This is a genomic window from Cylindrospermum stagnale PCC 7417 (assembly GCF_000317535.1).
Taxonomy (GTDB): Bacteria; Cyanobacteriota; Cyanobacteriia; order Cyanobacteriales; family Nostocaceae; genus Cylindrospermum; species Cylindrospermum stagnale.
The window spans coordinates 2973278-2987484 of sequence record NC_019757.1; the positions used below are offsets into that span (position 1 = coordinate 2973278).

The 14207-nt window shown below is 43.4% G+C and carries 4 protein-coding genes; all 4 read right to left on the reverse strand.

The window, feature by feature from the left end:
• Positions 1 to 123: 123 nt before the first annotated feature.
• A complete protein-coding gene (locus CYLST_RS12015) occupies positions 124 to 3471 on the reverse strand; it encodes a PfaB family protein (protein WP_015207994.1) in 3348 nt (1115 codons plus the stop codon).
• On the reverse strand, positions 3471 to 4832 hold the full coding sequence (locus CYLST_RS12020) for a beta-ketoacyl [acyl carrier protein] synthase domain-containing protein (protein ID WP_015207995.1): 1362 nt from the start codon (positions 4830 to 4832) through the stop codon (positions 3471 to 3473). Before CYLST_RS12020 ends, CYLST_RS12015 begins: the two co-directional genes overlap by 1 nt.
• Positions 4833 to 5217: 385 nt before the next feature.
• Entirely contained in the window at positions 5218 to 6951 is a 1734-nt protein-coding gene (locus tag CYLST_RS12025; protein WP_015207996.1) for an SDR family NAD(P)-dependent oxidoreductase, read from the reverse strand.
• A 195-nt stretch (positions 6952 to 7146) separates the two neighbouring features.
• Entirely contained in the window at positions 7147 to 12531 is a 5385-nt protein-coding gene (locus CYLST_RS12030) for a type I polyketide synthase (RefSeq protein ID WP_015207997.1), read from the reverse strand.
• Positions 12532 to 14207 lie beyond the last annotated feature (1676 nt).

The following is a 14207-nucleotide window of genomic DNA, read 5'->3' on the forward strand; positions in this document are numbered from 1 at the left end:
GAAAGGAGGAATAAATAGGAGGTAGAACCTCTGAGGATGCATTCCCAGTCGGAGACTGGGAACGAGGGAAACGACTGGGAACGAGGGAAGAGGACGGGGAAAGGAGAAAAAGTTGGGGTGAAATCAGGATTTTTCGTTGAGCAAGTTTTGGGCGCAAGTTAATTGCAATTGAATAATTTCGCTCATTTGTTTACTAAAATCCTGTCTAGCTTGTAAAAAGCTAGTATGTGCTTTAGTCATTTTTGAATTGTTAGCATTCAGCTTTTGATACTGAGATGTATTTAAATCGGGCATGGTAATTGTATTACCAGGTTCCTGTGTGAGGACGAGTTGGGGAATTTGCTGTTTCGTGGCGGTTAACTCTGAAGATTGTAGTTGTTCTCTAAGTTCAAAACCGTTATCCATGATAGTTTTCATTTCGACTTTTTCTGGCTGGGGATTGGATGGCGGTATGGGGCGAGAATTAATTGCACTAAGGGAAATTTCGCTGTTTCCCTTTAGGGAATTAATGATTTTAGATTCTCGGTATTTAGCTATGCTTTGATGCTGTTGTTGTCCACGGTCACTGAGGAAAATTTGTCGGTTATCTTCACTTAAGATAGAAGTGGTAATTGAGTTGCCGCCCAAGGTAATTTTTCTCAGTGTTAATTTAGTTTGATTGGCAGTATCAGATGCAAGAGAATACAGCGGTGATAAATCTAAAGACACTCGATGGCTGAGGAGTTTTGCTAGTGCTTTGACGAGTGATGTATGGTCATCCATACCTCGGCGATTTAGAGATACGGTGATGTGTTCTTTGTTGGCGAGAATTTTATCAATCCATCGAGAACAAACACCACCAGCACCAGCTTCGATAAAGATTTTGGCACCATCGTCGTAGATGCGATTAACTAATTGGGGAAAATCTAGTTGTTGGCACAGTCCTTTGGCAATATTGTGAGCGATCGCATCGCTATCCAAATTAATCGGTTGATAATCAGCGGCGGAGTAAAACACTATACCGGGGATGTCTTGGGTGGGTAAGGTGTTTACCTTTTTGATTTCGCCATATTGCGATCGCATCGCCTCTGCATGAATTGCATGGTCGAAAGGCGCCGCAAACGCATTACAGCCAAGGGTTTTAATCACTCTCTGACATGCTGCATCATCACCAGCAATTAATACTTCTTCTGGTGTATTAATCTGGGTCAAATAAACATGATTTTCTTGTTTGAGACATTCTCTCACCTGGGCAGGTGTGGCCATGAGAACATAGGTATTCCAGAAGCTCTTATCTTCTGAATCTGTGGAAGTGGGTAATCCCCAATACTCACGCACGGCGTTTTTCGGGCCAGATAACTTGTCTCCAAACAGCGGAGATGAGTTTAAAGTGTTACTTCCACCCTCAAAATCGCTCCAAACGCCTTGGGCAACCATCATGCTAGTTTCACCCAAGCTATAGCCAAAAACATACTGGGGCTTAACTTGAAACTCATCGCGGAAAATTGCTGTCATGTATCTGGCAAAGGCGATTTCACTCTCAAACATTGCCAGGGAATCATCTAACAATCGCTTTTCGAGAGTTTCCAGTTGCCGGGTAGATAATTTCGGCAAGCTTCTGGGGTAGACTAGCTTCTCAACATCGGCAGCACGGTTGTAGAGATTGTTGCTTTTCAAATCCTCAAAGACTTTGGGGAATAAGCGGAACACGCTGCGACCGATGCCGACGTAAGAATTTACAGCCGCTGGATACACATAAGCAGTTGCTCCTTCTTTACCCAATGGTTTGGCGGTAAAGTAACTACCAAGGGGCGTTTGCCAATCTGTACCTTTCTCAAAGGCATCATTTACGCCTTTGTGAGCAGATTCGATTTGTTTGAGGATTTCTTTTTTGTTACGTCCGGTGATGGCTAAAACATACTTTGCCTGAGAATGCTGCTGATAGGTAGCATAAGTCTGGCTAGCGCTGTTGGATAAAGAGGAACTGTTTTCAATCGTTTGTTGAAGATTGTTCAGCACCTCTAAGATATTTGTGCTGCTGTCACCTGCCAAGGGGAAAAGATAAAAGGGCATTTGCTGCAAATACTTGCTGCTGCGTTCTTCTTGGCTGGGTTCTTCCGACAAGATTAAATGGGCATAAGTGCCATCACAACCTAGGCTATTAATTGCCGCTATTCGGCAAATACCATCTTTGACAAACCAAGGTCTTGATTCTGTAGCTACGTAGAAGGGGCTACCCTCCCAGACTTGGGGTTTTTTGACCCCTGACCAGTTGGGAGTGGCGGGAATGTATCTGTAATGGAGACAGAGAGCCGTTTTGATTAAACTAGCAATTCCTGAAGCAACGTAAGTATGGCCAATATTCGCTTTGACGCTGCCAATTGCACAATGTAAACCGTCACCGACGGGGGGATAAGCTTGGAGTAAGCCGGTGATTTCGGCTTCGTCTTCTTGGGGAATTCCACTACCGCAAACCTCCACATAGTTTACATCTGCGGGTTGAATGCCTGCCATCTCGAAAGCTTGATTGCAGACTTGGCTAATAGTTGCTGCATCGGCAGCTACAGAATGAGCTTGACCAATGTTAACGGCATCAATAATTGCATAGATGCGATCGCTATTTTCTAAAGCAGTTTCGTGACGCTTGAGAACAACAGCACCGGCACCTTCGCCAACGATCCAGCCGTTGGCTTTTTGGTCATAGCTTAAGGTATTAATACCAGTGTTAATGGTTCCCGATTGGTTTCGCAGCAAAACATTTTCTACACCACCAGCCAAATCGACGGCACCAACGACAACTGCATCTACTTCCCCAGTCGTCAGTAACATTTGTGCCAATTCTAGAGCCTTGAAGGCGGCAGTTTCGACGGCGCTGATGGTGAAGGCAGGGCCAGTGAAATTCCACAAGGACGAAATTCGACTTGCCATAATGTTGGCGACATAGCTGAGATATTCACCGGGTTCTACTTGCCCGTGAAGACTGTCTTTAACTATGGTTTCCAGTTGAGCAATTTTATCTGCTGGTAAGGCAATTGACCCAGACTTCAAACCGTCTTTAATCTGCCAAGATAAATTCCAGCGTTGCTGTAACTGGTGAACAGAAAATTCGGTTTCAGCGGCGATAATTACCGCTACGTTAGCCCCTTCAGAGATTTTGGCATCTTTCAAAGCGCGATCGGCAACCTTCAGCAGTAGCAACTGTTGGGGATTCAGCTTTTCAATTTCATTTGGGGGGATTTTGTAAGCTAAGGTATCGATTTCAAAATCGGTAACATAAGCCCCCAAAGGTGCTTTTCCTTCTGGCAAACCGTACTCTTTGAGTAGGTTTTCTTGCTCATCTATGCCATGCCACCTTTTTGGGGGTAGAGGAATAAAATGCTGTTTACCGTCGTAAATACTGCGTTCAAAGGCATCTAAACCGTTACAATCACCAAAAAACGCATCCATCCCAACAATTGCCAGTTTCCCGCTGTTTTCTTGTTCAAGACTCATTAGACTACTTCCCCTTGTTCAAGAATTAGATGAGAGTTCGTTCCACCAAAACCAAAAGCACTTAAAGCCGCGTGTTTAGTTGCCCCTTTGCTGGGCCATTGCGTGGTAGTTCTCACAATGTTTTGGGCGGAAATCACACTATTCTCAGAACCGAGAGGTTCAGCAATATTAATAGTTGCGGGAATCACGCCATGAGACATACTCAAAACCGTCTTCGTCAAGCTCACCATACCGGCAGCAACGAGCAAGTGACCGACATTACTTTTGACAGAACCGACCAAAGGCGCTGCTTGGTGTTTGCCAAAAAAGCTATCGATGGAGTTTAATTCGGTGGTATCTCCGAGAGAAGTGCCTGTTGCGTGACACTCCATGTAGTCAATTGCTTGGGGGCTAAGTTTGGCTTCAGTGTAAGCTCGCTCGAAGGCTAGAGTTTGTCCTTTGGAATTGGGGCTGAGTAGGTGTTTGCCTTTGCCATCATTAGAGAGTCCATTGCCGCAAATAGTGGCAAGAATGCGATCGCCATCTCTCACAGCATCACTATAGCGCTTCAGCATTACCATCCCAATGCCTTCGGATGTAATTAGTCCTTTAGATGACTTATCCAATGGGTGACTAATACCATTTTCGGGATATCCTTGAATCCCCGAAAAGAACATCCGGATAAACAGCGGATCTGTACAACTGATGGCACCAGCTAACATCACATCAGCTTTTCGTGACCATAGATAATGAGATGCCATCTTAATCGCATAAAACGATGACGAACAGGCAGCATCTAAACAGAAATGAATCCCAGACAGAGAAAACGCTTGAGCAACAATGGCTGCTGGCAAGCCGGAAATCATGGCATTAGATGGAGCGACTGGGGAGGCAGTTGCTGAAGTTGCCAAATGAAAATCTTGGTCTTGTAAAAGTTCGCTAATTGCCGGCTCAATTGTTTGCTGATAAATTGGTGCAAACAATTGATTAGAAGATTTGGTGGGTAAGGCTAGAGTCCCTAAAATTACGCCGCATTTTGAAAGTACAGTTTGATTTCCTAAATAACCACTTTGCTTAATTGCTTGTTTGGCAGCATAAAGTGACCATTTAAAGGTGTTGTCCAAGCTTTGTACAAATGCTGTAGGCAAGTTGTATTCGCTGGCATCAAACTTAAAGTTCCGGATGAAACCTCCTTTTTGAAAATAGATTTTTTCTGGTTGACCTTTGTTAGGTTCGTAAAAGACTGCGGGATCTACTCCCATTTCTGTGTCTGTTACGGATGATGTCGAATCTTTTTCTTCGGTTAGATTCTGCCAAAATTCTTCTGGGTTGTTAGCATCTGGAAAGAGGCAAGATAACCCGATGATGGCGATTTTTTCCACTGTTGAAATCCTCGTTGGGGCGAACTTTTTAGGATTTACGCAGTTCCCCAAAATGGCAAGGATTTAACGATTTACGCTAATTGCTTTTACAGGAATATTTTGGTAGATGCAATGATCTAAGGTATTCGGGAAAAATATCTTGATTTTCTCTGCTGTTAGTTTAATTTTGTCAGGAAGATTAACGAACCGCAGAGACGCAGAGGACGCAGAGGAGGAGGGGGAATGGAGTTAATACGGTTCGGTTGACTTTTGAATCTCTCGAATATCCCCCCACCTCCTCCCTTAAAAAAGGGGGCTTTTAACTCTCTTTTACCACCTTAAAAAGGGGGTCGTCGCAGGCGGGGGGATCTTGTCTGAATTGTATTGGGAATGGAGTGAGTAAGGGTTATTTTTGCTTGAGTAGTTTCATTGGCCAAATAACTGCTTTTGCTCCTAATATCTGGGAGTATATCTCACCTGTTCGGCTGTGGAGTATGAAGTTGGCATTGACTCCAGTATCTGTTTTGCTGATGATTTCACAGGAGACATAAAAGGCTTCGTTGCATGGTGTAAGTGCAAATTGTTCGGAGTGTGTTAACTGTCCTGGTAAACAAACTTCTTGATGAAAATGGCTTAACCAAAGCCATAAGGATTGGGTGCTGATGTCATTTGTATAAGGATTGTGCCATTTGACAGGAAACTGTCCTTGTTGTTGGGGGCTGATTTCTTCCCAGAAGCATTCGGCTGTGAGTTTTGTGGGACTGACATTTAATACTCTGGTGATTTTCTGAAAGGCTGGGCCATGAAATAATGAGGAATCTCCATTTTGATAAAAGTCTTTGCCTGTGGTGGTGATGATATTATCTTCTGTGAGATCCAGTGATTGATAAATGGGAATTGCTGGGATTTTTCTTACCAGTTTGATGAAGGATGAGAAATGATACAGTGTTTTGCCTTTGGCATTGATGCTGAAGATTTTTGTTTGGAATTCGATGGTGTCGCCATCGATTTTAGTAACTTCTTGGACATCTATAGTATATTCAGTGTCAAGATTTTCATTGAAGGTAATGCCCTTTAAAACTTTGAAATCTTGACAACGTAAATATCGATAACCTGGATAAAGTTCTTCACAGGCGTTGATCATCCATGACATGGCGCAGGTTGCTGGTAATACTGGTGAACCAGCAATTGTATGATCGTGCAAAAAGGGATTTTCTGCTAATATCATCCGTCGGCGGATTCGATAGCTTCGCAGTACCGGATCTAGGGGTGCAGGTGGTAGGGTAATTGGATGACCAATGACTACTTGTGCTGTGTCATGATAGGCGGGATGCAGTTCATTAACTAACATTTGGGCGCCAACTTCCACAGGAATAATTTCAATTCCCCGTTCGGCAAAGGCTTTTTTGAGTTCTGGTGTTACCATGCCACTATCCCAACCGCCCCAATTAATTGCGACTACATGGGACTGGGGATGGTATTGTTTCAAAAGTTGGGCTGATTTGTTGAGAATTTCATTAGCGATCGCATAATCAGTCTGTCCGATATTCCCGTAAAACCCTGTAACTGAAGAAAATAGCACTAAATGCTGTAGTTGTTGGGGGTTTACGCAAGTCAGCAAGTTCTCTAATCCCTGAACTTTGGCGGTGTAAACTTTCTCAAAGTCCTGTTCTGTTTTCTTTTCAATTAATTTATCGGCTAAATTGCCTGCACCATGAATAATGCCGGTAATTGCCCCCAGGCGTTCTACAGCAGTTTTTAGTTTCTCCTGCACAGCCGTTTTATCGGTGATATCGACGCTAATATATTCGGCTTTTCCACCTGCTGCTGCGATCGCTGCCAGTGTTATTTTAATTTCGCGGCTAGAAGTAATCTGATTAAATACCTTTTGCACACTCATGGGTGTGGGTTTCTCACCTTGAGAAATAAGATGCTCCATGATGCGTTTTTTTAACGCTGCATCTTCTAAACAATCACGAGCAAATTCTGGCTCTGTTTCTAATAATTCTGAACGACCAAGAAGAATAAATTTGCTCGGTTGATGTTGTGCTAATTTAATTGTACATTGCGCTGTAATCCCTTTGGCGCCACCACTGACCACAAAAACAGATGATGGATTATCACGGACTATTTGTGTCATAAATCCTCTAAAATATCTGGACAAACTAGCTTTTTTATTAGTTATTGGGTAAGAGATAATTGGTATTGGGAATTAGGGAAGAGGTGATTGATTTCTCTGACCCATTACCCATTACCCATTACCCATTACCCATTACCCATTACCCATTACCCATTACCCATTACCCATTACCCATTACCCATTACCCATTACCCATTACCCATTCTTTGCAACTAGGGTGACTCGTCCTTGAGAACTGTAGCCAACTTCAGCGATATATCTATTGGAATCGTGTAGTTCTGCAATGATATATTCGGCTGATTGGTGTGGATCTAAAGTTGGATTTAAGTCAATGGCGCGGGCGAATACTTTGGGCCATTCCCATCTCAGGCTTTTGGTTAATCCAAATAAACCGGCAGCAATTGGGCTAAAGTTTTGCTGATGTTTTAAGCCAAAGGCACCGTCGAGATGGGCAACTGTGCAAAAACAACTCCGTCCTTGATCTGCTGCTGTATTTAGAGATTGTTTGAGATGTTTGGCGATCAAAAACACGTGCTTGACGATCGCCTTTTCAACTTCTGGATAGCTCAGTTTACCTGTGTTTTCTGCCGCAAATAGAGGATGTAGATGGATGAAGGCGGCGATCGCACCGCAGTGATTAGCGATCGCTTGTAGTTGTTGTTGCAGATGTTCTTCACTCAAGTTTGCCAATGTCACACGGGTTACACCTGTGGGTAAAGGCACTTGCGAAGCAACAAGCGATAGAGGGAAACTCAAAACTACTACTTTCCAGCCTTGTTCAATCAGCGAATACGCTAGTTTGGCAGTGGTGAGGGAACCATCATCGGTGATTAAACCGATGTGTCCCTCTGGTAAACTGAATTCCAAAAAGTCTGGACGGGGTAGGGTTTTAAGCTTTGCAGGCAGTCTTGGGGTATTGGGATCTACCGCTGGTGGGGGCGATACTGCTTCAGGAGGGCGGGGAAACCCCACGTTAGACGGAGATAACGTCGTTACCTCAGACTGAGACTTTTTTTTTTCACCTCCAACCAGCTTTTGGAGATAATCAACTATTTGCCCGATGGTGCGGAGTTCACCTAATTCTTCTAAGTTTGGTTTGGGTAAGTCGGGATATAACTCTTGCAAACCTCCCAAAATTTCTACCCGTTTGATCGAGTCAATCCCTAAGTCCGCTTCCATATCCATATCTAACTCCAGCATCTCCACTGGGTAGCCAGTCTTCTCGCTGGTAATGGCTAATAATGTTTCAGCCAAGTTAGCAAATTGATTGTTAACAGGTGCTTCTGGTTCTGGGCTAAAGGTGATAACTGGCTCAGGAATTACTGGCATCTCGATTGCCTGTTTTACTTCTTGAGGTGCAATTACTACCGTGGGATTTCCCAAAGCGTGGGATTGCAAATAGTCAACAACTTGACCGATGGTGCGTTTTTCTGCCAGTTCTTCCAAGTTTGGCTTAGGTAAGTCGGGGTATATCTCTTGCAAACCTCCCAAGATTTCTACCCGTTTGATCGAGTCAATCCCTAAGTCCGCTTCCATATCCATATCTAATTCCAGCATCTCGACGGGGTAGCCGGTCTTTTCGCTGGTGATGGCTAACAGGTTTTTACCCAAGTCAGCAATATTAATGCCAGATGTCGCTGCGGGTTCTGGGATGGCTACCGGTTCCACAATTTTGGCAACTGCTGCCTCAATTACAGGTTCAGCGATCTTGGCAACTGCTGCCTCTATGACTGGTTCGACAATCTTGGCAACTTGTACCTCAATTACAGGTTCAGCAATTTTGGCAACTGCTGCCTCTATGACTGGTTCGACAATCTTGGCAACTGCTGCCTCAACTACAGATGAGCCACTTTTAACTAAGGGCTGCATTACAGGTAAGGGCTGAGTTTCGACAATCTTGGCGGTGGGAGGTACTGGTGCTTCTGTTGTCAAAGGCAATAAACTTTTGCCGTTGCTGAGTTTCTCCGTTAGAGATTGAATTGTCACTTCTCCAGAAAGTAACCGAGAATATTCTTGCTGGATGAGTTGGAAGAAGTTTTTGGCATATTCCACCTGTTCCTGGAGATATTGCTCATGAATGCGGAGGGTTTCACCTTGTTGGCTATGAAACTGCATCATGCTGCGCTCTAAACTTTCCATCACCACAAGTTTAAGCTGGGCGGCTTCAGGAGAAGATTTAGCGTTGGCAAACAGGGCATTTTGCTGTTGTATCAGTTGGAAAAACGTTTTGGCGTATTCCATCTGATGGTTAAGATAAGTCCCGTGAACTTGTAAATTCTCAGTTTGATTGTGCTGAAACTCGGTTAAAAGGTTTTCTAAGCTTTCGAGAGCCAGTTGGAAATTTACAAGTTTTTCTGGTGTTGTTTGCATCTTCCCTCCGGGACGCTGCGCTAACGGTTCTGGGGTTGGTTGATGTGAAAAGGTTACAGGAGGCACTGGGGATGTCTTTTTATGTCCGTTACCATTACTTGTCGCCGTAATCTCAGAAAATTCTGGGGTGGGGCTATATATGGCAGCCGGCGATGGAACAGGAGACTCGACAAGAGGTCGGGGAGAAATAGCCCCTACTTGGTGCCCGTCTTGCAAAGCTTGAGTGAAGGCGTTTTTGGTTTTGTCAGATACGTAGTTAATGCCGTTCAAGCGCACATTTAGCGTTTTCTTTTTCTCGGTTGGGGGAAGTACTGGGGGCAGTTGGTAAGGATCGAGGTTGCCGAGAGGCATACCGATAACGCGTAACTGCACAGCTGCTTCTCGCAAAGAGCGATCGCTATTCTTTTGGGTGCTGGGGTTGAGAGATACGGTAATGTGGGGGCGATCGCCTAAAATATCTTTAACCAAGTTGGTGAGAATCCGCTTCGGACCAAATTCCACAAAGCAATGACCACCAGCTGCATAGATATTTTCAATTTCCTGCTTAAACAACACCGAGTTAGAGAGGTGAGTTTCCAGGATTTTTTGGATCGCTTGGGGTTCCTTGGGATATGGTCTACTGGTGACGTTGCTGAAAACCGGAATTTTCGGATTTTGGAAAGCCACAGACTTAGTCGCGATCGCAAATGACTTTTGAGCAAAAGCAATCAGCGATGTGTGGAAAGCTGCGGAGACCGGTAACAACACAGCGGCGCTACCTTGGTCATGCAACGCTTGGCGGATTCTGGCGATTTCCGCCGTTGGCCCAGCCAAGACAATTTGAGTCGGAGAATTGAAATTAGCGATCGTCACCAGGGGAAAATGCCTCAGCACCGCTTCCACCTTGACAATATCTTCCTTCACCGCCAGCATACTGCCCGCATCATGATCCGGATCTTCCGGTGCCGCCATTGCTTGACCTCTGGACTTCACCAGAAACAAGTAATCTTCCTCACTCAAAACCCCAGCAGCCCACAAAGCTGTCAGTTCCCCAAAGCTGTGTCCAGCAGTAAAATCTGACTTAAAGCCAGCTTGTTGCAGAATAGAATATAGCCCAGCACTAAACACACCAATCGCCGGTTGAGCATATTCTGTTCTTTGCAAAGCCGCAACCTGGGCATTCTTTTCCGCTTCCTCAAAAACCGGATGGGGAAAAACAATATCCGAAACCGGTCGCAAATTATCATTCAGCAACAGACTGTCCATCTGTCCATAAAGGCGGCGCATCTCCGGGAAATTCATCGCCGCTTCTCGACCCATCTCTAAATATTGTGAACCTTGCCCAGAAAACAACGCCACAACTTTACCGCCCAAATCCATCCCCGAAGCGCGGTAATAAATCCCTTGGGGATGCTCCCAAGACGCTGCCGCAGATTTGAGTTTCAGCAAATCTATACTAATTTGCAGTAACTTGCAAGCCTCAGCCAAATTCTCAGCCACAAACCCAACTCTGGCAGCAGGGAGAGGAATTACTTGTGTTTGACACTCCAGAACTAATTCTGCATAGTGTCTCTCACCACCCTCAGACTGCAACTTACCTAAAACCTCAGTCGCTTGAAGCAACAACGCAGCTGGGGAAGAACCAAACAGCAGCACCTCACTAGGCGCATTATGTAAGCGGTAGGCGTCTTTTTGTTCCGCTTCATATTCTTCCAGCACAACGTGATAATTTGTGCCACCAAAGCCAAAAGAACTCACACCCGCACGTCTTGGCGGTTCCCCTGCGGCCCGAATCCAAGGTCTAGTTTCGGTATTCAAATAAAAGGCCGAATTTTTAATATTCAGTTTGGGGTTCGGCTCAGTAATATTAATTGTCGGCGGTAAGATTTTGTGATGTAGCGCCAAAACAGTTTTGATTAAACTGGCCGCACCCGCTGCCGCTTTGGTATGTCCAATTTGGGATTTGACGCTACCCAAGGCGATGTGCTGCCTTTTAGAATCATGTACATCAAAGTAGTCTCTCAAAGAACCGAATTCTGTCGGATCTCCCGCCATTGTCCCAGTACCATGTGCTTCCATCAAGCCAACAGTCGCAGGAGAAAAGCCAGCATCATCATAAGCACGTTCTAACGCTTTGACTTGTCCTTCTTTGCGAGGAGCATAAATGCTCTTGTAGCGACCATCGCTAGAAGTACCAATACCCTTAATCACTGCATAGATTTTGTCGCCGTCCCGTTCCGCATCTTCCAAGCGTCTGAGGACAAGCATACAAATACCTTCACCCAACATCATCCCGTCAGATTTAGCATCGAAGGGTTTGACATTTTCACTGGGAGTTACAGCAGGAGTTTTGCTAAAGGAGATGTAAGCCATGATGGTGTTGTCGGTATCCACACCGCCAGTTAGCATCATGTCGCTGCGATACTCAATTAGCTCACTAATTGCCATTTTTAAAGCACCAAAAGAACTGGCGCAAGCTGCATCAACAACGCAGTTTGTCCCGCCAAAGTTCAGCCGGTTGGCAATTCTTCCCGCCACAACGTTAGCCAACATCCCAGGGAAAGCATTCTCATCCCATTTGATATAAGCGCTTTTGATTTTCTCAACAATTTTTTGTGTATCTTCGTCAGATAAACCACTGCTTTTCAGCACCTTTTCCCAAACTGGATACTCTAATCTGGCAGACAGTGGCATCCCCAATTGCTTTGCCTGGGCTACGCCTAAGATTACCCCAATAGTTTCGCGGCTAAACTCCCGCGCTTCGCTATATCCTGCATCTTCCATTGCCTCTTTGGCAACTACTAAACTCAACAGTTGCGATACATCTGTGACTTCTAAGATGCTGGGAGGAATGCCAAATTCCATCGGGTTAAAATCAACTTCAGGAATAAAACCACCTTTTTTACAGTAGGTTTTATCTTCGGTAGTTCTGGGGTTGGGGTCGTAGTAATCTTTGACGCTCCAGTGTGTTTCTGGTACATCGGTGATACAATCAATTTTGTTAACGATGTTGCGCCAGTATTCTCGTAAATTTCTCGATTTTGGTAACAGAGATGCCATCCCAACAATCGCTATCGGATTTTGTTGCAGTTGTCTATTAATTTTGCTGGTTGACACCGATGTTTCTGACTTCATCTTTTTTTCCTCTATAGACTTAATCAAAGCCTTTTCACAACTGTTAACAAGGCTTTCTAACTCCGCCAAGGCATTATCAATTGAATAAGCAGACATAGGCTAATTTTGAGTACTGTGGATTGTGTAGCTACAGTAATTTCTGTTGCCTACGAATAATGAGGATTTACCTCTGAAAAGTAAGCAGCTAGCTATTTTATCTGCGTTTGCTTTGCTAAATGCTTTTCTCCAAATCAATCCCACACGACACATACTGACCTCACTTAGCCCTAAATAATTGACGCTTTTGGCACTTTGAGGCAGTTTTGCAATGCTGCAATCGTGAAAAAATTCTATACAACGAATGACTCTTGATATTGTGACAACAGGAGTGCTTTAGCTGCCAGTGAGGGGGAATTCAACACATTCGGAATGGTACAGATTTTGGTCAATTCTATCCCACTGGAACAATTGAAACTTAGAAGTGGTTATGGGAACAGAGATGTATTTTTTTTCAACCCAGTTCGATTGTCTAGCCTTAATGCGGCAATGAAACTGGTGTTAATTACAACGTTCTGTAGCTTGATAAACACCATGTCTAGTTTCAACGTCCGGGATAATATATTTTAGGGTATAAGACCAAAAAAAGTTGCCAAATTCGTTACAGAAAGAACACCATTTTTAATCAGAATCCTGGATATGAAAAAATACTTAACTGGTCTTTAGGTGATGATAATTGATCTAAAGTTTAGTATTTTTTCCTTTAACAATTTCAATTAATCAACTAATTACCTTTACTGAAGCATTGAATTAATAAAAACACTAGCATATCTTAAAGAACCTGAAAAGTTCATTTAAAGTTATTTTAGAAAAAAAATAGATTGTCAGTGATACAAATTTTCAATCGCAAATTAAGTTATTAGTATAATCTATGACTGTTGTTTACTGGCAAACCTTTTAGTGATTAGGGTTAGACAGTAATTCTGTCTTGATTGAGTCAGCATTTTCGGTATGCTGTCTAGTAAGTAACAAAATCATAAACATATACATTTATTGAATGGACAGAAATGGGGTTTTTTCTGAATAAAATAATAATTAATTAAATGTAAAATAAAAATTTTGTTTGTAGTGAGCGATTTATCGCTCGCTCCAATCAGTATCAGGACTAAAGTCCTTACTACGATCTTTTTCAATTTAATCTTTCTACTTAGTTAAAACACCAACCATGCTTTAATCCGGAAATCAGGATATTCTAAAATATTATTTTAGTTAGCTACCTGAAGATAATGTCATGTGGTACACAACTGGGCTAACAGCAGTCGGTTAATAATACTAAGGTTGGTTGAGAGTTAATAATCTGTCAGGATTGTCAATTGAAAAAACTCAGTTCTTAATTTATCTATAACAGATATTCTGTTTAGATTTGATAACTAAGTGCTAATTATATTGGTTGACATTTAGAAAGTTTTTTGCAATAATTGAGGGCAAGTTTATCTAAGATTTTTGGTTGTTTTTATTGGCGCTTCGTTACAACTTGAGATTGAGATTTTCTGGTTAGCGATATCGTATTTTACGCTACTTCATTCAATGCCCATTAACGATAAAACTTAGGATAATTGAATTTTCGCCAGTGTTAATTTCGCCGCTCTTTTAATCATCTGTGGCGGCGGTAAAGGCGTACAACAATTCATTCAAAACTAATTAGACCTGTCCGCTGGCTGAAAGTGAACTTCTAGAGGACAGAGCCTCTCGGTAAATTGGCGGATATAGCCCTTTCGGCTATCCCCTGGCAGAGC